Source organism: Pseudomonas agarici, from assembly GCF_900109755.1.
GTDB lineage: Bacteria > Pseudomonadota > Gammaproteobacteria > Pseudomonadales > Pseudomonadaceae > Aquipseudomonas > Aquipseudomonas agarici.
Genome location: NZ_FOAR01000002.1, coordinates 195,770 through 219,074, shown reverse-complemented (window position 1 = coordinate 219,074; position 23,305 = coordinate 195,770). Strand labels below are relative to the sequence as shown.

The 23,305-nt window shown below is 61.4% G+C and carries 20 protein-coding genes; 4 read left to right on the top strand and 16 right to left on the bottom strand.

What is annotated here, in order from left to right:
• The first annotated feature begins 95 nt into the window (after window positions 1–95).
• Complete coding sequence (gene rne, locus BMX68_RS02675) at window positions 96–3,326, top strand: ribonuclease E (protein WP_176987320.1); 3,231 nt, start codon at window positions 96–98, stop codon at window positions 3,324–3,326.
• Window positions 3,327–3,530: 204 nt separating this feature from the next.
• Here the strand turns inward: rne and BMX68_RS02670 are convergent, their stop codons facing one another.
• The 12 genes from BMX68_RS02670 to BMX68_RS02615 form a co-directional block, all read right to left on the bottom strand.
• A complete protein-coding gene (locus tag BMX68_RS02670; protein WP_017134179.1) occupies window positions 3,531–4,145 on the bottom strand; it encodes a nucleotidyltransferase family protein in 615 nt (204 codons plus the stop codon).
• A complete protein-coding gene (locus BMX68_RS02665; RefSeq protein WP_017134180.1) occupies window positions 4,138–5,124 on the bottom strand; it encodes an XdhC family protein in 987 nt (328 codons plus the stop codon). The genes BMX68_RS02670 and BMX68_RS02665 overlap by 8 nt, the downstream gene beginning before the upstream one ends.
• A complete protein-coding gene (locus BMX68_RS02660; protein ID WP_060783830.1) occupies window positions 5,124–7,442 on the bottom strand; it encodes a xanthine dehydrogenase family protein molybdopterin-binding subunit in 2,319 nt (772 codons plus the stop codon). Before BMX68_RS02660 ends, BMX68_RS02665 begins: the two co-directional genes overlap by 1 nt.
• Window positions 7,439–7,909 (bottom strand): (2Fe-2S)-binding protein, encoded by a 471-nt coding sequence (locus BMX68_RS02655; RefSeq protein WP_017134183.1) that lies wholly within the window; start codon window positions 7,907–7,909, stop codon window positions 7,439–7,441. Before BMX68_RS02655 ends, BMX68_RS02660 begins: the two co-directional genes overlap by 4 nt.
• A 236-nt stretch (window positions 7,910–8,145) precedes the next feature.
• The gene (murB, locus tag BMX68_RS02650) at window positions 8,146–9,165 is read right to left on the bottom strand and encodes a UDP-N-acetylmuramate dehydrogenase (protein WP_017134184.1); all 1,020 of its coding nucleotides are present in this window, start codon (window positions 9,163–9,165) and stop codon (window positions 8,146–8,148) included.
• Window positions 9,162–9,626 carry a low molecular weight protein-tyrosine-phosphatase gene (locus BMX68_RS02645; RefSeq protein WP_017134185.1) on the bottom strand — a complete coding sequence of 155 codons (465 nt, stop codon included), beginning with the start codon at window positions 9,624–9,626 and terminating at the stop codon, window positions 9,162–9,164. The genes murB and BMX68_RS02645 overlap by 4 nt, the downstream gene beginning before the upstream one ends.
• Window positions 9,626–10,390: a 3-deoxy-manno-octulosonate cytidylyltransferase gene (gene kdsB, locus BMX68_RS02640; RefSeq protein ID WP_017134186.1), complete on the bottom strand. Its 765-nt coding sequence runs from the start codon at window positions 10,388–10,390 to the stop codon at window positions 9,626–9,628. Before kdsB ends, BMX68_RS02645 begins: the two co-directional genes overlap by 1 nt.
• On the bottom strand, window positions 10,387–10,572 hold the full coding sequence (locus tag BMX68_RS02635; protein ID WP_010447200.1) for a Trm112 family protein: 186 nt from the start codon (window positions 10,570–10,572) through the stop codon (window positions 10,387–10,389). Before BMX68_RS02635 ends, kdsB begins: the two co-directional genes overlap by 4 nt.
• A gap of 26 nt (window positions 10,573–10,598) precedes the next feature.
• Window positions 10,599–11,609, bottom strand: coding sequence for a tetraacyldisaccharide 4'-kinase (gene lpxK, locus BMX68_RS02630; protein ID WP_017134187.1), 1,011 nt, complete (start codon window positions 11,607–11,609; stop codon window positions 10,599–10,601).
• Window positions 11,609–12,037: a flagellar polar localization protein PocB gene (gene pocB, locus BMX68_RS02625; RefSeq protein ID WP_017134188.1), complete on the bottom strand. Its 429-nt coding sequence runs from the start codon at window positions 12,035–12,037 to the stop codon at window positions 11,609–11,611. Before pocB ends, lpxK begins: the two co-directional genes overlap by 1 nt.
• Entirely contained in the window at window positions 12,034–12,669 is a 636-nt protein-coding gene (gene pocA / locus BMX68_RS02620) for a flagellar polar localization protein PocA (protein WP_017126384.1), read from the bottom strand. Before pocA ends, pocB begins: the two co-directional genes overlap by 4 nt.
• Window positions 12,670–12,768: 99 nt before the next feature.
• Window positions 12,769–15,003, bottom strand: coding sequence for a DNA internalization-related competence protein ComEC/Rec2 (locus tag BMX68_RS02615; protein WP_017134189.1), 2,235 nt, complete (start codon window positions 15,001–15,003; stop codon window positions 12,769–12,771).
• A gap of 140 nt (window positions 15,004–15,143) precedes the next feature.
• Here BMX68_RS02615 and BMX68_RS02610 point away from each other — a divergent pair, with 140 nt between their 5' ends.
• Entirely contained in the window at window positions 15,144–15,680 is a 537-nt protein-coding gene (locus BMX68_RS02610; protein WP_060783838.1) for a DUF2062 domain-containing protein, read from the top strand.
• A gap of 39 nt (window positions 15,681–15,719) precedes the next feature.
• Here BMX68_RS02610 and BMX68_RS02605 read toward each other — a convergent pair whose 3' ends face one another.
• The 3 genes from BMX68_RS02605 to BMX68_RS02595 all read right to left on the bottom strand — a co-directional run bounded on the left by BMX68_RS02605 (window position 15,720) and on the right by BMX68_RS02595 (window position 18,185).
• On the bottom strand, window positions 15,720–16,499 hold the full coding sequence (locus BMX68_RS02605; protein ID WP_017134191.1) for an ABC transporter permease: 780 nt from the start codon (window positions 16,497–16,499) through the stop codon (window positions 15,720–15,722).
• Window positions 16,496–17,428 (bottom strand): ABC transporter ATP-binding protein, encoded by a 933-nt coding sequence (locus BMX68_RS02600; protein WP_017134192.1) that lies wholly within the window; start codon window positions 17,426–17,428, stop codon window positions 16,496–16,498. The genes BMX68_RS02605 and BMX68_RS02600 overlap by 4 nt, the downstream gene beginning before the upstream one ends.
• A gap of 133 nt (window positions 17,429–17,561) precedes the next feature.
• Window positions 17,562–18,185, bottom strand: coding sequence for a glutathione S-transferase (locus BMX68_RS02595; RefSeq protein ID WP_017134193.1), 624 nt, complete (start codon window positions 18,183–18,185; stop codon window positions 17,562–17,564).
• 386 nt (window positions 18,186–18,571) lie between these two features.
• Here BMX68_RS02595 and BMX68_RS02590 point away from each other — a divergent pair, with 386 nt between their 5' ends.
• Both BMX68_RS02590 and BMX68_RS02585 read left to right on the top strand, forming a co-directional pair.
• Window positions 18,572–21,019, top strand: a complete 2,448-nt coding sequence (locus BMX68_RS02590; RefSeq protein ID WP_060783839.1) for an acyl-CoA dehydrogenase — start codon at window positions 18,572–18,574, stop codon at window positions 21,017–21,019.
• Window positions 21,020–21,082: 63 nt separating this feature from the next.
• Complete coding sequence (locus tag BMX68_RS02585; RefSeq protein ID WP_017134196.1) at window positions 21,083–21,490, top strand: PA2817 family protein; 408 nt, start codon at window positions 21,083–21,085, stop codon at window positions 21,488–21,490.
• Window positions 21,491–21,660: 170 nt separating this feature from the next.
• On the opposite strand, the gene BMX68_RS02580 is transcribed toward BMX68_RS02585, so the two are convergent.
• Entirely contained in the window at window positions 21,661–22,572 is a 912-nt protein-coding gene (locus tag BMX68_RS02580) for an NAD-dependent epimerase/dehydratase family protein (RefSeq protein ID WP_026013438.1), read from the bottom strand.
• Window positions 22,573–23,305: the final 733 nt, after the last annotated feature.

Genomic DNA, 23,305 nt, shown 5'->3' with positions numbered 1-23,305 from the left:
GAGTGGCCAACCACTCCTGACGCACCTGACACCGACCGTGAGAAGTCGTGTGTGCCGAACGCCGTTTCCGGCAGCCCGGAAACCGACGGTACTACATGAAAAGAATGCTGATTAACGCAACTCAACCCGAAGAGTTGCGGGTTGCACTGGTAGACGGCCAGCGCCTCTACGACCTGGACATTGAATCCGGTGCACGCGAGCAGAAGAAGGCCAACATCTATAAAGGCCGGATTACTCGCATCGAACCGAGCCTCGAGGCGGCCTTTGTCGATTTCGGCTCCGAGCGCCATGGCTTCCTGCCCCTTAAAGAAATCTCCCGCGAATACTTCAAAAAAGCCCCTGACGGCCGCGTTAACATCAAAGACGTCCTGAGCGAAGGCCAGGAAGTCATCGTCCAGGTTGAAAAAGAAGAACGTGGCAACAAGGGCGCCGCCCTGACCACCTTCATCAGCCTGGCCGGTCGTTACCTGGTACTGATGCCGAATAACCCGCGTGCTGGCGGCATTTCCCGGCGTATCGAAGGCGAAGAGCGCAACGAACTGCGTGAAGCGCTGAACGGCCTGGTGGCTCCCGCTGACATGGGCCTGATTGTGCGCACCGCCGGCCTGGGCCGCAGTAGCGAAGAAATGCAGTGGGACCTCGATTACCTGCTGCAGCTGTGGACCGCGATCAAGGAGGCGTCCCTGGATCGTTCCGCCCCTTTCCTGATCTACCAGGAAAGCAACGTGATCATCCGTGCTATCCGCGACTACCTGCGCCAGGACATCGGCGAAGTGCTGATCGATAGCGTCGAAGCCCAGGACGAAGCCCTGACTTTCATCCGCCAGGTGATGCCGCAGTACGCCAGCAAGATCAAGCTGTACGAAGACAGCGTCCCGCTGTTCAATCGCTTCCAGATCGAAAGCCAGATCGAGACCGCTTTTCAACGTGTCGTCGAACTGCCTTCCGGTGGCTCCATCGTGATCGATCCGACCGAAGCCCTGGTGTCCATCGACATTAACTCGGCGCGTGCCACCAAAGGCAGCGACATCGAAGAAACCGCGCTGCAGACCAACCTCGAAGCCGCTGAAGAAATTGCCCGTCAGTTGCGCCTGCGCGACATCGGCGGCCTGATCGTGATCGACTTCATCGACATGACCCCGGCCAAGAACCAGCGCGCCGTGGAAGAAAAGGTCCGTGAATGCCTGGAAGCGGATCGTGCCCGCGTACAAGTCGGGCGCATTTCGCGCTTCGGCCTGTTGGAAATGTCCCGCCAGCGCCTGCGCCCCTCCCTGGGCGAAAGCAGCGGCATCGTCTGCCCGCGTTGCAACGGCACCGGCATCATCCGTGACGTCGAGTCGCTGTCCCTGGCGATCCTGCGCCTGATCGAGGAAGAAGCCCTGAAAGATCGCACCGCCGAAGTCCGTGCCCAAGTGCCGATTCCGGTTGCCGCGTTCCTGCTCAACGAAAAACGCAACTCGATCACCAAGATCGAACTGCGCACCCGTGCCCGCATCGTGATCCTGCCGAACGATCACCTTGAGACGCCGCACTTTGAAGTGCAACGTCTGCGCGACGACAGCCCGGAAGCCCATACCAACCAATCCAGCTACGAAATCGCCGCCGCTGCTGAAGTCGAAGAAGTCCAGCCGGTCGCTGCGACCCGCACCCTGGTTCGCCAGGAAGCTGCGGTGAAGACCGCCCCGGCCCGCGCTAATGCGCCGGTGCCAAGCGAAGTGGTCGCGCCGGTTGCAGCCGCCCCTGCCCCGGTTGCCGAGCCAAGCCTGTTCAAGGGCCTGGTGAAGTCGCTGGTCCGCCTGTTCGCCACCAAGGAAGAGCCAGCCGCGCCGGTCGTGGTCGAGAAACCGGCCACCGAGCGTCCAGCCCGCAACGAAGAGCGTCGTAACGGTCGTCAGCAGAGCCGCAACCGTAACGGTCGCCGCGATGAGGAGCGCAAGCCACGCGAAGAGCGTGCCCCCCGTGAAGAACGTGTACCACGCGAGCCTCGTGAAGAACGTGCGCCACGTGATGCCCGCGAAGCCCGTGAGGAAGCTCCGGCTGTAGCCCGTGAGGAACGTGCTCCACGCGCTCCCCGCGAAGAACGCGCACCACGTGCGCCACGTGAAGATCGCAAGCCACGTGGCGAGCGTGAAGAACGTGTACGCGAACTGCGCGAGCCGCTGGATACCGCCCCGGCAGTCGCCGGTGCCGCCGCCGCTATCGCTGAAGAACGTCCGGCCCGCGCCCCGCGTGAAGAGCGCCAGCCACGTGCGCCGCGTGAAGAACGCCAACCACGTATCGGACAGGCCACGGTGGTCAGCGAAGAAGAGCAAGCGTTGCGGGGCGAAGAGCAACCGCAGGATGACAGCCAGGACAACGCCGAAGGCGGCGATCGTCCACGTCGTCGTTCCCGTGGCCAGCGTCGTCGCAGCAACCGTCGCGAGCGTCAGCGTGATGCCAACGGTAATGTGATCGAAGGCTCCGAAGAAGGCAGCGAAGGTCATCAGGGCGACGCCAGCACTGACGAACTGGCTGCCGGCCTGGCCGTGACCGCCGCTGTCGCCAGCAGCGTGATCAGCGCGCCGGCTGAAGCCGAAGCTCACCAGCAAGCTGAACGCGCCACTGCTACCGTAGAGCACTCCCCGCCCGTTGAAACACCGGTGGTGGAAGCTGGCGCTTCGATGGAAGTGATCGGCGCACCGAAAGTGGAAGTTGCTCCGGTTGTCGAAGCCGCGCCAGTGGTTCAAGCGCCGACTGAGTTGACCGTGGACACCGAACTGCCAATGCCCGTGACCCCGGAACCAACTGTCCAAGCTGCGGTTGTCGAAACGCCCGTGGTTGCGGCCCCGGTGATTGAAACCCCAGCCGAGAAAGCCCCGGAGCCCATCCAGGAAGTCCAGGCGACCTTCGAATGGTCCGCTGAACCAGCCGTTGTCGAAGCACCACGACAAGCAGCGCCAGTCGCCGAGCCGATGCTTGTCGAACCGCCTGCCACCGAGCTCGTGGAAGCTGCACAATCAACGCCGACTCCGGTCGAAGCCCCGACGGTGGTCGTGTCCAGCAATGGCCGGGCGCCGAACGACCCACGTGAAGTACGTCGCCGCAAGCGTGAAGAAGAAGCGCGCAAGGCCGCCGAACTGGCAGGCGCAACGATCGCCCCTGCCGTGGAAGCGCAAGTGGCTGCTGGCGAACCGGTTATACCACAAGCCGCTACGGCGCCTGTTGTCAGCACTGAAAGCGAAGCAACTGCACCGACCATCGACGAGAACCTGCAATCCGGCGAAGAAGTGATCGAGCACGCGCCAAAAGCCCTGGAAGAAGCCCACGAACCTAAACCCCTCGCCTGACTCCAGCGGTAACTAAAAAGCCCCGCCTGCAGCGATGCAGGCGGGGCTTTTTTATGGCTTCGGGATAGCGTCGCGGCGCCAGAGAAGGCATCGATCTGGTATCCCTTGAGTTAGGACGTTATGAAGCACCTGCAGATAGTGACGGATAGGCATTTTCGTTGACAAGTCGTGTCGAAAGTTATCTCAGCACGCCTACAAACATGATCAACATTCAGTTTTGATATCGGCAACGACAAAATTGAGCGAAACGGGCACATCGACATCCCAGACGATCCCAGGGTCCTCGACAGGCACCGGATGAAGCTTGGTCGTCGCGAGCAGCGGTTTCGCTCCACGATCTCCGGACAAGCCCCGCAATGCATTTCCGAAACCGGCACCGAAGCCCACCGGATGACCATATTGGCCGGCAAGCATCGGCACGCAAATCCGATCGTTTGTCATGCTCTCCAACACTTGCGTAATAGTCTGCGGCAAGATAAACGGCATATCGCCCAGCACTACTAGCCAACCGCTATCACTGGCCGTTGCGGCGACTCCGGCGGCGATACTTTCGCCCATGCCGGCGGAGTCCAGCAGCAGCAGCCGACAGCCGTGGGCACGCGCCAGACCGATCACTTCACAACGATCAGGCGTCGTGACCACCAGACGCTCACCCACCCCATCAGGCAGGCTGTACAGCACTTGCGCCGACACCGGACGAACGACTCCATCGCGCCCACAACAAGGGGCCAGCAACTTATCCTGGTCAGCTCCCGCGATCCGCCGAAAACGACTGCCCCGCCCCGCCGCCAGGATAATCGCCGCGACCCGCTCAGCCACTGACTGCAATCTCCGGTCTCTTCTGTGGCAACTCCACAGCGTTTTTGATCGCGACAATCTGCGCCAGCAACGACAAGGTAATCTCCGAAGGCGTGTAGCTGCCGATAGGCAAGCCGATCGGGCCATGCAGGCGGGCAATCGCCTCCGCGCTCAAACCCAGCGCCGCGAGGTTGTCCCGACGCTTGCGACTGTTGGCCCGCGAACCCAGTGCGCCAATATAAAAGGCCCTGGAGTTTAACGCCGTGAGCAGCGCCATGTCGTCCAGTCGCGGGTCGTGGGTCAGGGCGACGATGGCCGTGCGTTCGTCGGTCTCGATATTCAGCACAGCTTCGTCGGGCATGCCCGGCACAAGGCGCCCGTGCTGTTCCTCCCAGCCATAAACGAATTCCTCTCGCGGATCGCAGACCAACACCTCGAAATCCAGTAGCCGGGCCATTTGCGCGACATACCGCGACAACTGGCCGGCGCCGATCAACAACAGCCGCCAACGGGGGCCATAGGTGGCCCGCAGGGTCTGTCCGTCGAAGATCAGGGCATCGTGCGTGCTCGCTTCGTGTAAGGTCACCGCACCGCTGGTCAGGTCCAGTTCACGGGTAACGATCTCGTGAGCCTCGCAACGCCGCAGCAATTGTGCGACCCAGCCTGGATCGGCGATCCGCTCCTCGGTCAGGCGCAAGGTTCCGCCACACGGCAGGCCGAACCGCGCCGCCTCTTCACGGGTCACGCCGTAGGTCACCAGTTGCACCGGAGGCCCGTCGTCAGGCAGCCGACCATCGTGCAACCGGGCGATCAGGTCGTCTTCGATACAGCCACCCGAGACGGAGCCGATCACCACCCCATCCTCCCGCAAGGCCAGCATGGCCCCCGGTCGGCGAGGCGCACTGCCCCAGGTTTGGACCACGCTGTACAGCACCACTCGCTGCCCGGCACGGCGCCACTGTAGGACGCTGCGCAGGACGTTCAAATCGACGCTGTCCATCAGGCCTTCGCCTTGTTCCAGCCTTGCAACTGGTAACGTATCGGCAAGTTGCGGATCCGCTGGCCGGTGGCAGCGAAGATCGCATTGCACAAGGCCGGCGCGATCGGCGGCACGCCCGGTTCGCCAACACCGCCCAGAGGCACTTCTCCGGCTGGCGTGACCAAGTGTATTGCCACTTCCTTGGGCGCCAACGGCATACGCGCCACCTCATACATATGGAAGTTGTCCTGCTGGACCTTGCCTTCCTTGAAGCTGATTTCCCCCAGCACCGCGTTGCCCAGGCCCATTACACAAGCGCCCTCGAATTGGGAACGGATCCGCTCAGGGTTGATCTGCGGTCCACAATCCACGGCGATATCGGCCTTGTGCACAATCAACGTGCCATCCTCCTTGACCTCGACCTCCAGGACCGCCGCCACATAGGTGACGAAGCTGTAGTGTACCGCCAGGCCCAGCCCGCGCCCCTTGGGTAACTTGCGTCCCCAGCCCGCCGCCTGGGTGGCGGTCTCCAGCACGCCGCGCATGCGAGCGGTATCGATCGGATAGCGCTCCGGGGACTCGCCATAGTTCCACTGATCGCTCAGGGTACGCGGGTCGATCTTGCGATCCGGCCCCAGCAGCTTGAGCTGATACGCCAGCGGATCCTGCCCGGCCTTGTGGGCCAACTCGTCGACAAAACTCTGGATGGCGAAGCCATGGGGAATATTCGACACCGAACGGTACCAGCCCACGCGGGTATGAATCTTCGCCTCGGGGTTTTCCAAGCGCACATTGGGAATGTCGTAGGCCATGTTGGTGAAGCCCATGCCCAGTTCGGACGGCGACTCATTGTTCATGTTGGGCGCGAACAACGCCGTGATGCTGGGCGCCACGGTGCGGTGCAGCCAGCCGGACGGCATGCCATCGCGATCCAGGCTGGCGCGTAGGTACTCCGCCGACACGGTATGGAAATAGGAATAATGGATATCGTCCTCGCGCGTCCATTGCATTCGCACCGCCCGCCCCGGCATTTCCTTGGCGAGAATAGCCGCCTCGATAAGGTAGTCCGGTTGGGACTTGCGCCCGAAACCGCCGCCCAGCAAGGTGACATTGACCGTCACCTGGTCGAAGCCGATACCCAACCGCTCCGCCACCCGTTGGCGGGCGACCTGTGGCGCCTGGATCGGTGCCCATGCCTCGCACTGGCCATCATTGAAACGGGCGATGGCGACCATCGGCTCCATGGGCGACTGGGATAGATGTGGCAGGTAGTAGCCGGCTTCGACATGACGGGTAGCACGTTTCAGCGCCTCGTCGACGTTGCCGGTGTTGCGCACCACTTTACCTGGCTTGCGCGACGCAGCCTCTAGTTCCTGACGATAGGCGATGGAGTCGTAGCTGCGGTTGTCGCCGTCGTCCCAGACGATATTCAGCGCCTCGCGCCCCTTGATTGCCGCCCAGGTATGGCTGGCGATCACCGCCACGCCGCCCAGCGGTTGGAATTCGGAAGGCAGCGCACGGCCTTCGATCTCCACCACCTTGAGCACGCCGGGCACCTTCAGTGCGGCCGCTGAATCGAAGGACTTGACCTTGCCGCCATAAACTCGCGGACGCGCCACGGTGGCGTAGAGCATGCCGTCGAAATGGATATCGGCGCCATATAGCGCCCGGCCATTAACGATATCCGCGCCATCGATGGCCCGTGTCGACTCCTTGCCAATATAGCGAAACTGCTCAGGCTGCTTAAGCTTCAGGCTGTCCCGAGCCGGTACCGCCAACGCGCCAGCGGCGGCGGCCAAGGCACCGTAGCCTAGCTCGCGACCGCTCGGGCGGTGAATAACCCGGTGCAACTGCGCCTGGCACTCGCCTACAGGCACACTCCACTGGGCTGCCGCCGCCTGCTCGAGCATGTTTCGCGCCGCGGCGCCGCAACGCCGCATCGGTTCATACCAGTGGCGCATGCTGCGTGAACCGTCGGTGTTCTGATTGCCGAAGCGCACTTCATCCGCCGGCGCCTGGCGGACCTTGACCAGCGCCCAGTCGGCTTCCAGTTCGTCGGCCACCACCATGCTCAGGCTGGTGCGCACACCCTGGCCCATCTCGGAACGGTTGCAAATTACTGTCACGCTGCCATCGGCGTCGATGCTGATATAGACCTTGGGATCGTCGATCCAGCCATTGGGCATGCCATCGGCACCATATTTCTTCTCACCCTCGGCAAAGGCCTCGGGCAATCCCCAGGTCGCCGCCAGCACCAGGGCGCCAGTGGCCCCGACGCCCTTGAGAAAACCGCGCCGACTGAGGTTGCTCAGGGCGAAATCGTTCAGGAACGGGCTCATGCCTTGGCCTCCCGCAGGTGCGCGGCGGCGGCATGGATGGCCGTCTTGATGCGATTGTAGGTGCCGCAACGACAAATATTGCCGAGCATCGCTTCTTCGATCTGTGCATCGCTGGGTGTGGGGTTGACCTTGAGCAAGGCGGTGGCGGACATGATCTGTCCGCCCTGGCAGAACCCGCACTGCGCCACCCCGCCCTCCAGCCAGGCCCGCTGGACCGTTTGGCCGACCGGGTCGCTGTGCAGATCGTCGATGGTGTTCACGCTCTTGCCCGCCACCGAACCGACCGGGGTGATGCAGGAGCGTGCCGGCAGGCCGTCGATGTGTACAGTGCAAGCACCGCACAAGCCCATGCCGCAGCCGAATTTGGTCCCGGTGTAACCTGCTACGTCACGGATCGCCCACAGCAGCGGCATGTCCTCGGTAGCATCCAGGGAATGATCTTGACCATTGAGTTTCAGGGTAATCATGGGCACGCCCGCATTGTTCAGGTCATGGGGGTCGAGCCATCTGCGCAAGCGCCGCACGGACGGCAGCAGATCGACTCAGGCTAATCGGCTCTCTCATGAAGTCAGTACTTCATTGGGCCGTTGTTGAACGCATTATCTACAGCGTTAGTCGGCCAAGGGAAGCCGTATTAACAAAAAAGCCCTATGGCGTCAGACTCCATAGGGCTTGGCATGACATGGCAGCCATCAGCATAGCCTCAGTACAGGTTCGGTTCCATTTCCAGCTCAACGGCAAAACGCTCGGCGATATCGGCCTGGATCCTGCGGGCCAGGGTAAGTAACTGTTGGCCGCTGGCCGTGCCATAGTTGACCAGTACCAACGACTGCAAGCGGTGCACACCGGCATCGTCTTCACGAAACCCCTTCCAACCGGCAGCCTCGATCAACCAACCTGCCGCCAGCTTCACCTGTCCGTCAGCCTGTGGATAACCGACCAACCCAGGGTGTATCCGCTTCAATTCGGCGGCGTGGGCCGCCGATACCAACGGATTCTTGAAGAAGCTTCCGACATTGCCGAGCACTGCCGGGTCGGGCAATTTCTCGCTGCGGATACTGCATATAGCCCGACTGACATCCAGGGCGCTCGGCTGGCTAAGACCCTGTTCGCGCAAGCGCTCGGCCACCGCGCCGTAGCCAAGGTGCAGGTGCTCGACCCGGCTCAGGGCAAAACGCACACGCAGGATCAACCAACGCCCGCCAGCCTGTTTGAACAGGCTGTCGCGATAACCGAACTGGCACTCCTCCAGGGAAAATTCGCGCAACTGGCCGCTCTGCCGATCAAGAGCGGTGAGGCCAGCGAACACGTCTTTGATCTCGACCCCGTAGGCGCCGATGTTCTGCATCGGTGCTGCGCCTACCGTCCCCGGAATCAAGCTGAGATTTTCCAGGCCGGACCAGCCCTGGGCCAAGGTCGACAGCACGAAGGGATGCCAGGGCTCGCCGGCCTGCGCCTCGACGACCACCCGAACGCCATCGTCGCTCAATAGGCGAATGCCCCGGCTGTTCATGCGCAATACCAACGCCTGGATATCCGCCGTCAGCAGCAGGTTGCTGCCGCCACCGATCACCAGCAGCGGCAATTCATGCTGTGCCGCGTAGGCCAGGGCCTCGATCACGTCGGCATCGCCGTGGGCTTCGGCGAACCATTGGGCGCGGACATCGACGCCAAAGCTGTTGTAGGGTTTGAGGGAGATCCCGGCTTGCAATTGCAGGCTCATAGACGCCCCTTGAGTTCGCTGATCAAGCGATCGCTGGCCTGTTCGATCAGGTCTAGCACCTGCTCGAAACCGTGTTCTTCGTCATAGTATGGATCCGGCACCTCCTCCACCGCACCGTCGTAACGACGCAGGAACAGATCCAATTCAGCCCTGCCGTGGGCTGGTTGCAGCAGCTTGAGGTGTCGCAGGTTGCTTTGGTCCATGGCCAGGATCAGGTCGAAGCGGTTGAAGTCCGCGGCGCTGACCTGCCGTGCGCGCTGCGCCGACAAATCATAACCGCGCATCCGCGCCGCGCGCAGGCTACGGCTATCCGGCTCTTTGCCGATATGCCATTGGCCGGTGCCGGCGGAGTCGACTTCGATATGCTCCGCAAGCCCAGCTTCGCGCAACTTGTGCCGCAATACACCTTCGGCCGTGGGCGAACGACAGATGTTGCCCAAGCAGACAAACAAAATCCGCATCAGGCCTCCAACAAGCGACGAACGCGATCAAGATCCTGCTCCGTGTCGACACCGGTGGGCGGCGCCTCCAGGGCATCGGCCACGTGGATCCGCACGCCATGCCACAGGGCGCGCAATTGTTCCAGGCGTTCCGTGGTTTCCAGCCAGCATGGGCCCCAGTTGACAAAGTCATGCAGGAAACCGACGCGGTAGGCATAGATGCCGATATGTCGACGGAACGGCACACCTTCGGGCATCTGCTCACGGTTCTTGGCGAAGTCATCCCGGGCCCAGGGCAAGGTGGTGCGGCTAAAGGTCAGGGCCAGGCCATTGATGTCGCTGACCACCTTGACCACATTGGGGTTGAACAGCGCCTCGATGTCTTCGATCGACTCGGCCAGAGTAGCCACGCGCGCTTCGGTATGCGCCGCCAGGTTGGCCGCGACCTGGTCGATCACCACCGGCGGGATCAACGGCTCGTCGCCCTGGACATTCACCACGATGGCGTCCGGCTCCAGCCCCAACTGGCTGGCGACTTCGGCCAGGCGGTCGGTACCGGACTCATGATCTTCGCGAGTCAGCAACACTTCGGCGCCGAAGGCCTGGCAAACTTCCACGATCCGTGCGTCATCCGTCGCCACCACCACCCGCTGGGCGCTGCTTTTACACGCCTGTTCCCACGTGTGCTGGATCATCGGCTTGCCGGCGATCAGTTGCAGCGGTTTGGCCGGCAGGCGCGTGGAGGAAAAACGCGCCGGAATCACCACGATGAACGGGATGCTCATTTGTCCAGGCGCTCATCGGTGCTCAGGGTGCGGGCCTCGCTTTCCAACATCACCGGGATGCCGTCGCGAATCGGAAACGCCAGGCCGGCGCCCTTGCTGATCAGTTCGGTCTTGTCGGCGCTGAGCTTGAGCGGACCTTTGCAGATCGGGCAAGCGAGGATATCGAGTAGTTTGGTGTCCATGAGGGATTCCCTGGATAAAAACGGGTTTAGGGCAACAGACGATCAGGCAACAGACGCAACAGTTGCGTGTCGAACCAGGCCGCGAAGGCCTCGGAAGGCACCGCGTCGACCGCCAGCCACCACCAGTCGGGGGCCGCGAACGCCCGGCACTTCACCGCGTCTTTTTCGGTCATGACCAGCGGCAGTGACGGCGTGAAGTTAAGGGCTTGCGCACTGTACTGGGCATGATCGGCAAAGGCGTGGGGCACAGGCTGCCAGTGTAGCGTTTCGAGGGTGCTGAAGAAACGTTGCGGGTTGCCAATTCCAGCCACCGCGTGCAACGCCTGTCCGGGCGCAAAATGTTCGAGCGGCCGGCGCTCGCCGGTCAGCAGGTTGACCAGGGCGGTCGGTTGCAAACGGAAGGCAAAGCCGTTGTCACGGTCCTCGGTGGCACCGTTGTACAGCAGCGCGTCGACGCTTTGCAGACGTTCGAGCGGCTCGCGCAACGGCCCAGCGGGCAGGCAACGGCCATTACCCAGACCACGGGCCGCATCGATCAGCACCAGCTCCAGGTCGCGGGCCAGCCGGTAATGTTGCAAGCCATCATCGGAGAGGATCAAATCGAGCGTTTCAGTGACCAGCAAGGTCTGCACCGCACGGCTGCGATCCGGATCGATCACCAGCGGCACATCGTTACGCTGGACGATCAACAGCGGTTCGTCGCCAGCCACCGCGGCGCTCTGGTCGCAACGCACCCGCCACGGCAGGCTCGGCGGCTTGGCGCCATAACCGCGGCTGACCACGCCCACGCGCAGGCCGCGACGCCGGCAATGCTCGATCAGCCAGAGAATCATCGGAGTCTTGCCGGTGCCGCCGACGGTGATATTACCGACCACGATCAACGGCACCGGCGGCTGATAGATAACCCCTTCACCCGCGACAAAGCGCGCCCGCCTGGCGTCGACCACCCGACGATATAACCACTCCAGCGGACGCAGCAAGGCCAGGGCCGGATGGCCGGTGTACCAGGCGCGCAGTAGACGATCGGAGAATGTCATCAGGGAACCGGTGCCGCTTCGACAGTGGTCATGCGCAAATGGCTGAAGCCAAGCTTGCCGGCCGCGTCCATGGCAGTGATCACGGCCTGATGCTGGGCCTTGCCATCGGCACTGATGGAAAGCGGCAACTGGGTATCGCCACCGGACTCTTTCTGCAAGGCTTGCATCAGGCTCGCCAGGTCATTTTTCGCCAATAGCTGGTTGTTCACCGTGAAGACTCCATCGGCGCTGATGGCGATGTCCAGTTGCTTGGCCTGCGGATCTTCGGCCGGCGCGCCGCTGACCGCCTGCGGCAACTCCACGCGTAACTGGGTTTCGCGGGTGAAGGTGGTAGTCACCACAAAAAACAGCAGCAGGACGAAGACCACGTCGATCAGCGACGCGAGGTTGATGTCGATGGTTTCCCGGGGCTTGCGGCGAAATTTCACGCTCTGCCCTCGGGCATTTCCACGTCACGGTCACCCTGTACCACCTCCACCAGCTTGATCGCCTGTTGCTCCATGCCGACCACCAGTTCGTCGATCCGGCGTTGCAGGAAACGATGGAAGAACACTGCCGGAATCCCCACGATCAGGCCCGAAGCCGTGGTAATCAGCGCCTTGGAGATACCACCGGCAAGGACCGCTGCGTTGGTGGTCATGCCCGAGCCCATGAACGAACTGAAAATATCGATCATGCCCAACACCGTGCCCAGCAGGCCGAGCAGCGGTGACATGGCGGCAATGGTGCCGAGGGCATTGATATAGCGCTCCAACTCATGAATCACCCGGGCAGCGGCTTCTTCGATACACTCCTTCATGATCTCGCGACCGTGCTTGGAGTTCGCCAGGCCCGCCGCGAGGATCTCGCCCAAGGGGGAATCGGCACGCAGTTGCTTGAGTTTTTCCTTGTCCAGTTGCTTGTCCTTGATCCAGACCCAGACCTGCCCGAGCAGATGCTCCGGGGTCACGCGACTGGCGCGCAGGGTCCACAGTCGTTCGGCAATGATGCCCAAAGCCGCGATGGAACTCAGAATGATCGGCAGCATCATCCAGCCGCCGGATTTGACCAATTCCCACACAGTGACAGTCCCCTCGAAAAAGTGCGCCACTCTAACATAGGGGGTCGGTCGGGCCGAAGAACGTGATGTCGCCTGCTGCTGCGCTTTAATAACCCATGGTTATTGATTCGCCAGCACCGGCGCTCGCCAGAAACGCCGCGCCTCGCGCACAAATCGTCCTGCGCCGAAGGTTCCCAGTTGCAGGCGCACGGCGCCCTGCTCCGCGCTATCATAAATCGCCATATCCAAGGCCCGGTAGCGCTCCATGACCTGCGGGTGCGGATGACCGAACGCATTGCCATGCCCACGCGAAATCAGCACCGCCCGAGGCGTCAGACGCTGGAGAAAAGCCATCGAAGAAGAGCTGCGGCTGCCGTGATGGGGAGCTTGCAGCCAGTGGGTGTCGACGGCCAGCGCACTCTCCAGGAACGCCTGCTCGGCCTGGATATCGATATCGCCGGTCAGCAGCAACCGCTCGCCATTCGCTTCGATCTGCAATACACAGGAACGCTGGTTGCTGTCCCTGGCGCCAGGCCACTGCCAAAGGGCAAAATTCACCCCGTCCCATTCCCAGCGCTCGCCGCCGATACACGACTCGGCGAACAATTGCGTCGATACCCCCTCGGCATCGCCGCTGAGCACCCTGGCCACCGGCAGACCATTGCTCACCGCCAGGGCGCCGCCGGCATGGTCGGCATCGGCGTGACTGATCAGCATCAGGTCGAGTTTGCGCACGCCATGCTTGTGCAAGAACGGCAGTACCACGCGCTGGCCGAGGTCGAAATCGCCGAAACGCGGCCCCGCGTCATACAAGAGAGTGTGGTGCCGGGTCCGTACCAGAATCGCCAATCCCTGGCCGACATCCAATTGCCAGACTTCGGCCTGGCCTTCGGGCACCCTCGATTGCGCCGCCAGCACGACCAGTGCCGCCAGCGGCCACCCCAAGGGCCGCAGCGGTACACCGGCAGGCAGCAACAACAGCAGGATTCCCAGGCTGCCCAGCAGCCAGGCCCATGGCGGGATGGCTTCCGGCCACCAGACCGAGACCTGTAGCGCCACCTCGTCGAGCCCGAAGAACAGCAGTTCCAGCAAACTGCCAGCCAGCCACAACAGCGATTCGCCAATTAAGGGCAGCGGCAACAACAAGGTCCCGAACAGGGCCAGCGGCAATACCGCGAGACTGATCCAAGGCACAGCGATCAGATTGACCCACGGCCCGCTCAGACTGATGGGCAAACCCAGCACCAACAGAAACGGCACCAGGCCGAGGGCAATCGTCCATTGCGCGCGTGTCCAGCTCTGCCAGACACGCCAGGCGCCGAGCCGTCCACTGAAGCAGAAGATCAACACGGCCACGGCGGCAAAGGACAGCCAGAAACCTGGCCGCAAGCTGGCCAGCGGTTCGAACAATAGAACCAGGTTAAGCGCCAACAGCAACGGCCAGGTCACCCCCAGATGGCGATAACGCAGGCGCCATAGCAGCACCAGGCCGATCATCGCGCACGCCCGCTGTACCGGCACGCCGAAGCCGGCCAGCAGGCCGTAACCCACAGCGGCGACACAGGCCAGGCCACAGGCCCACGGCAACCAGGGCCAGCGCCGCGGCCAGAGACCGTAACGCGCCAGGCCGGCGATCAAGGCATAGACCAGCGCGGCGAAGAGCCCGATATGCTGCCCGGAAATCACCAACAGGTGCACGGTCCCGGTCTCCTGCAAGACGCGCCAGCTCTGCGCCGACAGCCCCGAACCATCCCCCAGCACCAGCGCCACCAGGGTTGCCGATTGGCCACAGGCATCGACCTGCAGCAATCGCTGGCGAATCGCATCGCGCCAGGAACCGCTGGATGGCGCCAGCAATTGCCCGTCCTTGACGGTTCCCGTAGCGCCGATGCGTTGCGCCAGCAGCCAGGCCTCACGGTCGAATCCGTGGGGGTTGAGCAGCCCCACCGGAGCCTTGAGCTTGACCGCCAGCCGCCAGCGCTCACCCTTCTGGATCGGCGGTCCGCCGTGCCAGGCCAGACGGATCAGCTTTGGCAGTGTATCCCGGCGGGCAACCGCGCCTTCCAATTCGAAGCGGCGTACCGAATCACTGCCTTGTGGCAGGCCGACAACCCGCCCTTCGAGCCACAGCGTCTGGCCGTCGAGAGCGGGCGCCAAGCGATCAGCCAACGCCCAGTGCGCCTGCAGGCAGGCCCAACTGAAACCGAACAGGAACAGTGCGACCGGATAGCGACGAAATGGCAACATCATCAGGCCAAGCGATGAAAGTGCCAGCAGCATGCCGACCGGCGGCAATTGCGGCAAAAAACGCAGCATCAGCAAACCCGCCGCCAGCGCCAACATCCCTGTGCGCATCTCCGCCACTCCTTGAACCGATCTCCAGTTCTCGGAATAGCCCGGTTAACCGGCAAGTGCTTTATTAATTGTCACAAAGTCTGAATTGGCCGTATGTAAAATCCGGGCATACTGCCTGCTTGAACCGACCGAGAAGCCTTATGCCGCGTCGCTTATTCAAACGCTACATGCCCGATCCGAACAGCATTCGGGAACACAAGCACTTACGATTTTTTGGCAAACTGCTTCACGATCCCAACCTCTGGCACCTCAATCGTCACTCCGTGGCCCGGGCCATGGCGGTCGGCCTGTTTGCCGCGTTGATGCCCATCCCGTTGCAAATGTTGCTGGCGGCGTGCCTGGCAATTTCGCTGCGCGCCAACCTGCCGATTGCGGTCAGCCTGGTGTGGCTGACCAATCCACTGACCATGCCGCCGATTTTCTACTGCACCTACCAGATCGGTGCCTGGATCATGGCGGTGCCATCGCGCAGCCTGCCGGACGAGCTGAGCTGGGACTGGGTCAGCAGTCAATTGTCGACGCTGTGGCAGCCGTTCCTGCTGGGCTCGCTGCTTCTCGGGCTGGTACTGGCCGCATTGGGCTATTGCCTGACCATGGGTTACTGGCGCTGGTGGGTGGCACGCCAGTGGAAGAGGCGCCGGGAACAACGCCGGAAGGATAAACCTACCCCCCGCTGATCGTTCCCATCCAGCATGGAAACGATCAAGCGTGAAGAGCTACTGACGCATTCCCCGACCACTGACCAGCAGCCGCGTACAACCGATATACAACACTATCGTCGCCACCAGCATGAAGCTGATTGCCACGCTGATGCGAATATCCGAGACACCGAGAATGCCATAGCGGAAGGCATTGACCATATGCAGCACGGGGTTGGCCAGTGACACACTCTGCCAGAACGGTGGCAGCAAGGTGATCGAATAGAAGACCCCGCCCAGATAGGTCAGCGGCGTCAGCACAAAGGTCGGGATAATCGAAATATCATCGAAGTTGCGCGCAAACACTGCGTTGATAAAGCCTAGAAGCGAGAAGATCGTCGCCGTCAACACCACCACCAGCACGGTCACGCCCAGGTGATGGACCTGCAGGTGGGTGAAGAACAGCGACAGCAGGGTCACGATGATCCCCACCATCAACCCGCGCAGCACACCGCCGAGGGTGTAGCCGATCAGGATCGTGTGGGGCGAAACGGGCGAAACCATCAGCTCCTCGATCGAACGCTGGAACTTGCTGCCGAAGAAGCTCGAGACCACGTTGCCATATGAGTTGGTGATCACCGACATCATGATCAGCCCCGGCACAATGTACTCCATATAGGTGAAGCCACCCATATCACCGATCTGTCGACCGATCAGGTTGCCGAAGATCACGAAGTACAGGACCATCGTGATGGCCGGGGGCAACAGTGTCTGCGGCCAGATCCGGGTAAAACGCCTCACCTCGCGGTAAACGATGGTGTTGAGGGCGATCAGGTTAGGGCGCAGCTCCGAGCTCATACCGCCACCTTCGACAGATTTTTTTCCACCAGGGACACGAATAGCTCCTCAAGGCGATTGGTTTTGTTACGCAGGCTGAGGACTTCGATCTGCTGCGTGGCCAATTGGCTGAACAGTGCGGTAATGCCCACGGCTTTGTCGACCTGCACTTCCAGGGTATGGCTGTCGAGCAGCCTGCTCGGATAGCCGATCAACGCCGGCGCAACCGCCTGGGCATGCTTGAGGTCAAGCAGGAAAGTCTCGACATGCAATTGACTAAGCAACTGCCGCATGCTGGTGTTTTCGACGATGGTGCCGTGGTCGATGATGCCGATATTACGGCACAGCTGTTCAGCCTCTTCCAGGTAATGGGTGGTGAGGATGATGGTGATGCCTTTCTCGTTCAGCTCGGTGAGGAAGGTCCACATCGAACGGCGCAGCTCGATGTCCACCCCAGCCGTCGGTTCGTCGAGAATCAGCAGGCGCGGCTCGTGGACCAGGGCCCGGGCGATCATCAGGCGGCGTTTCATGCCGCCAGACAACGAACGCGACGGCACGTCGCGCTTGTCCCATAAGCCTAGCTGGGTCAGGTACTGTTCGGCACGTTCCTTGGCAATTTTTGCCGGAATGCCGTAGTAGCCGGCCTGGGTCACGACGATATCGAAGGTTTTCTCGAACTGGTTGAAGTTGAACTCCTGCGGCACCACGCCAATGCTGCGCTTGAGCGCCGCAGGAGATTTGTCCAGGTCGTTGCCAAAGATATTGACCGTGCCGCTGGTCTTGTTGACCAGCGTGGAAAGAATGCCGATGGTCGTGGATTTGCCGGCACCGTTGGGGCCGAGCAGAGCGAAAAAGTCACCTTCGGCAACATCCAGATCGATACCACTCAGGGCCTGGAAACCGTTGCCGTAGGTTTTGGTTAGCTGCCGGATGGACAGAGCGGAACTCATATCGGATTCATGCACCAAGAAGGGAAGAAAATTCTAGATAAGGGCAAGCCTGCTCAAAAACAATAGCGGCGTACCTGCGCTATGGTGCTTGGCGCCGCGGCACAAGTACAGCAATCCGCATTAATAGTAGGTATCAAGTCAAGGCTGTCATGATCGCCCGCTGGTAGGCCGGACGTTGTTTCAGGCGCTCGTACCAGGCACGCAAATGGGGCAACGACGGGCGCTCGATGGGCATTTCGAACCAGGCATAGATAAAGCTGCCGAGGGGAATATCGCCCATGCCGATTTCACTGCCAGACAGGTAAGGCTGTTCGGCCAGAGCCTGATCGACCATGACCAGCAGCTCGCTACAGGCTTGCAACGAGGCATTGATGGCCGTCCAGTCCTGTTGTTCGGTCGGTGTGCGCAACACACCCCAGAACACGCCACGAAATGGCGTGGCAAAGGAGGAAGTCGTCCAGTCCATCCATTTTTCGGCGGCTGCCCGCGCCTGTAAATCCTCGGCATACCAGGCAGAACCGGCGGCATGCTTGGCCGCCAGATAACGCACGATGGTATTGGACTCCCACAGGACAAAATCACCATCCTCGATCATCGGTACCAGGCCGTTGGGGTTTTTCTCGCGGTACTGCGCAGTGCCAACCACCCCGAAGGCACCGCCAGCATCAATGGCCTCGTAGGACAGGCCCAGTTCTTCGGCGATCCACAGTGCCTTCCTGACATTCGAGGAATTTTTTCGACCCCAGATTTTCAGCATGACAACCTCTCGTAGGATAAATGTCGAGGCAGTCTACGCCCGATCAGCCTCGACTCAAATCGTTGTGCAGGTCACCGCTCGGGAAATCTGCTCGTGGGTGAACAGGCGAACTCCAGCAGCGCCGGGTGGTCACTATCGATGAAGCGTCCTGGACTCAGACACCCGTGCCTGACGACAGTCTGCCTGGGAAGGCTCGAGTCTGCGCTTCGGTCAGGTCGTGGTCCCAGGGAGTTGTTCTTGCGACCAGGCAAAGCGCCACTCGCGCCGGGAGCACAGTTGCTTGAACGATTTTTCCCACAGATTTAGACACACAGCTCTGGCGCCCGTCTACCAGATACCAACTAAGCTCTGGGATGTTTTTGTCTCGTCTTCACGGAGGATTGCATATGCTGTTGTTGTGGATACTGGTTTTGGTGCTCGGTGTCGCCTATCTGGCGCATCGGCGCATCGCCCCGCTTCCAGCACTTGGCGTGGTGGCCGTGTACCTCGTCGCGCTGGATATTTTGCTGCATGGCCACGGCTGGCTAAAGCTGGTCCTGTGGCTCATTCTCGCGGCCTTGGCGCTGCCATTGCTGCTGCCCGACCTGCGCCGCAAACTCTTCAGCGCCCCGCTGTTCGCCTGGTTCCAGAAAGCCCTGCCGCCGATGTCCGAGACCGAACGCGACGCCATTGATGCCGGCACCGTCTGGTGGGATGGCGAGCTGTTCAGCGGTCGCCCGGACTGGAACAAACTGCTGGCCTATCCCAAGGCCCAACTGACCGAGGAAGAACAAGCCTTTATCGATGGCCCGACCGAAGCGCTCTGTGCCATGGTCAGCGACTGGCAGATCGGCCAGGCCATGGACCTGCCGCCAGCCGCCTGGGAGCATATCAAGCAACATGGCTTTTTTGCCTTGATCATTCCCAAGGAGTTTGGTGGCAAGGGCTTTTCCGCCTATGCCCACTCTCAAGTGGCGATGAAGCTGGCGACCCGCAGCGGCGACCTCGCCTCCACTGTCATGGTCCCTAACTCTCTCGGTCCGGCAGAATTGCTGCTGCATTACGGCACCGAGGCACAGCGTAATCATTACCTGCCTCGGCTGGCCCGTGGCGACGATATCCCGTGTTTTGCCTTGACCGGCCCCCTGGCAGGCTCCGATGCCGGCTCGATGCCGGACACCGGGGTGGTCTGCAAGGGCGACTGGCAAGGCCAGGAAGTTCTCGGCCTGCGCCTGAACTGGGAAAAACGCTACATCACCCTCGGTCCAGTCGCGACCCTGCTCGGCCTGGCGTTTAAGGCCTATGACCCGGACCACTTGCTGGGCGAAGAAGAAGACCTGGGCATCAGCCTGGCACTGATCCCCACCGATACCCCAGGTGTCGAGATCGGTCGTCGTCACCTACCGCTGGGCGCTGCCTTCATGAACGGCCCGAACGCCGGCAAGGATGTGTTCATCCCCCTGGAATTCCTGATCGGCGGCCAGGAAATGCTTGGCAAAGGCTGGATGATGTTGATGAATTGCCTGTCGGTGGGCCGTTCGATTTCCCTGCCGGCTGTCGGTACCGGTGCGGCCAAGTTCACCAGCCTGGTCACTGGCCAGTACGCCCAGATCCGTGAACAGTTCAATGTGCCGCTCTGCGCCTTCGAGGGAATCCAGGAAGCCCTGGCGCGGATCGGCGGCAATGCCTGGCTGATGGACAGCGCACGGATGCTCACCGCCAATGCGGTAGACCTGGGAGAAAAGCCCTCGGTGCTGTCGGCGATTCTCAAGTACCACCTGACCGAGCGTGGCCGCGAATGCATCAGCCATGCCATGGACGTCCATGGCGGCAAGGCCATCATCATGGGCCCGAACAACTACCTGGGCCGTAGCTGGCAAGGCGCGCCAATCTTCATCACCGTGGAGGGCGCGAATATTCTTTCGCGCAACCTGATGATTTTCGGCCAGGGCGCGATTCGCTGCCATCCGTTCGTGCTTAAGGAAATGGCCCTGGCCGGACGCGAGGACCGTGACCAGGCGCTGCTGGAGTTCGATGGCTTGCTGCTCGAACATATCGGCTTCGCCGCGAGCAACGCCGCCAGCACCCTGGTCCTGAACCTCGGGCTCGGCCACTTCGAGTCGGCCCCCGGCAACCGCCTCAGCCAGGGCTATTTCCGCGCACTGAATCGCCAGGCGGCGGCCTTCGCCTTGCTGGCGGACCTGAGTATGATGCTCCTCGGCGGCGAACTGAAGCGCCGCGAGCGGCTGTCCGCCCGCCTGGGGGATGTGCTCAGCCACCTGTACCTAGCTTCGGCGGCGCTCAAGCGTTATCACGACCTGGACTCGCCGGAGTACCTCGATCCGTTGTTCACCTGGGCCATGGAAGAAAGCCTCGGCCACTCCGAGCGAGCACTGGACGAGCTGCTGCGCAACTTCCCCAACCGGCTAGTGGGCTGTCTGTTGCGGGTTATCGTATTCCCGTTCGGCCGGCGACATACCGGGCCGTCGGATGCCCTGGATGCCGAAGTCGCCGCGGTGCTGGGCCGGGCCAAGGGCGATCCGGCCCTGGAAGCGGTGCTCGCCGGCTGTTACCGCCCACAATCGGCAGACGATCCGGTCGGCGCGCTGCAGCATGCCTACGACCTGCTGAGCGCCAGCCATGAACTGCAGAAAAAGCTGCACAGCGGGCTCAAAGGTGGTCAGGTCAAGCCGGCGGCAGGCGAGTCGGCCATCGATGCGGCCCTGGAAGCCGGGGTGCTGCAAGCAGCCGAGGCCCAGACCCTGCGCAAAGCCGAAGCCGCACGGCGCAAGGTTATCGACGTGGATGACTTCAGCAAGGAGGAGCTGAGCCAGAGCGCGGGAAAAGTACGTTAAGACGACAACAGGCGTGTGGCGTCTTATACTCGCGCGCCTGTTTTACTCTTGAGGCCCCTTGCCATGTCCAACGTCGTTGCCGATCACCTGGTCCTGCTCGACCACCTGCGCAGCATTCTGGTTGCCGTCGGCGAAGCCGAACAGGTCCCCGAAGAAAGCCATACCCTGTTCCTGGAGCGTTTCGATGAGCTGCGTGCGCAACTGCCGATCGATCCGATCGAAAGCCAGTACCTGGGCCAGGACATGCTGTGCCAGGTGATCCAGCGTTACCCACAGATCGCCCACCTGGTCCCCCGCGACTTGCTGTGGTTCTTTGGTGGCGATTGCCTGCACTACATGCCGGACGAAGAACTGGCGCTGTATCAAGCGTTGGAAGAACGTCGCTACGAAGCCGAACAGAACGATGAACCGTTCGATTGGAACCAGGAAAAGCAGCTGCTGGCCCTGTCCAACCAGGACAGCAAACACTGATCAAACCGCTGCCTTCGCCGTCCACGCGAGCAGCGCCTGCCAATGTGAAATCGAATGGCCACCGGCCAGTCACGCACAAACAAAAACGCCGCTCATCACTGAGCGGCGTTTTTATCGCATGCCGTGTAGACGACTTGGCCTAAGCGGTCAATCTAACGGGAATGCCACGTTCAGGCATCCTTCCAGAGCAGTGGTCGCGGAGCGAAACCGAGTTTCGCCTTCGCCGCGCTGTTCGACGCGCCAGTCAGGCGGGTGTGATAGTAGACCGCTTCGTCCCCGGCGACTTTCCGAGCGTCCTCGACGCTGATCCGAGTGGGCTTCGGAGCGCCGACCCAGGCTGCGAACGAGGGCAGCCATTGGGCGACGGGAAGAGGGTCGTCATCGACCACGTTGTATACGCCAGGCTCGCTGGTCAGCGACGCAACCGTCGCCGCGATTGCATCGTCGATATGAACGAACGACCAGACTGCGTTGCCGTCGCCAATGATCGATGCTTCACCCCTTAGCGCTTGCTCCGCAATCGCTCCGCCAGGTCTATACCAAGTGCCGGGACCATAGAAGAAGCCATAGCGCAGTACCACGCCGTCCAGCGCGGAGGAACCCATGACGGCGTGCTCATATTCAGCAAAGACCCGCGCACTGGCGCCGACCTCACCGGGAGCCTCACCGCGAAGCTCGGCGCTTTCGTCAGCAAGCTTCCCCGGTTCGGCATTCAGATAGAACCCCCGCGACTGCACGATATAGCGGCGCACACCGGCCGCCTCGGAGGCAGCCAACAAATTAGCGCCGCCGACTTTATGCAGGCGCGTATCGTTGGGCATTGATTTGATGATGTCAGCAGGGTCGGCTGGAAGCCAGGTGAGTTGGTCAATGACCACATCGGGCTTGGCGGCATTGATGGCGTCCAGAACCGCCTGACGGTCGAAGGCATCGGCGGAAGACACGTGAGCGCCGATTTCACGCAGCCGGTCGGCACCTGGACCGACGCGAGTCATCCCTGTTACATCATGACCCAGTGCTCGAAGGGCGCGCACAAGAGGTAGTCCAACAGCACCAGTGGCGCCAGCGACAAATATTTTCATGAGTTTTCTCCATTGAGCGGCACTTCCCGGCTGCACTGCGTCAATGACTCAACGCAGCAGAAAGTAGCACTAGGTTTTGAATCACTGAGCGGCAGTATGAATGATTTTGGTACATTCAAAAAAGCGCCAAAAAACGGAAAAAACCGTAGACCACTGACCCTATAGGGCTCTTCGGAATCTTAAGCTGGGAGAACTTTAGTACCAGTGTCTGTAAGCATACACAGGCATTCGGAATTTGCTGTCTGATCGCTGTTGTTACACCGAAGATCAGCCCTGATCGTTGCGTAGATATGTAGCGATACCCTGGCCACGAGGGTGCCGTTGCTTCGATTTCGTCACATGCGACACGGGTTCGCAGCCGGGCGAACGCTGTGCCCGGGAAACAGCCCGACGCTGGCAGGCCATTTTTTGAAAGAGCGCTGGACCAAGCAAGAAGTGCTGGTATACAGTGAACTTTATATCTGTTTCGATGGAACGTGCATGTTCCATTGGTGGACTCTGTATGATCGGAAACTTCAATGGCCTGTACGAGTTAGTTCGTCAGCTCAAGTTCGGATGCCACAGGTCCATAGCCCGCTATGGCGAGAAACAACTGCACAGGCCAGGAGCTTGTGACGCCGAAGTCGACTAACGGAAGCAGTCAAACAGGCCATCAGGTCCGTCCACACGGCAACCTGACTCAGGGAGCGAGTATGCCATTGTCAATCACACCGCTGATATCCAGCCGAATCTG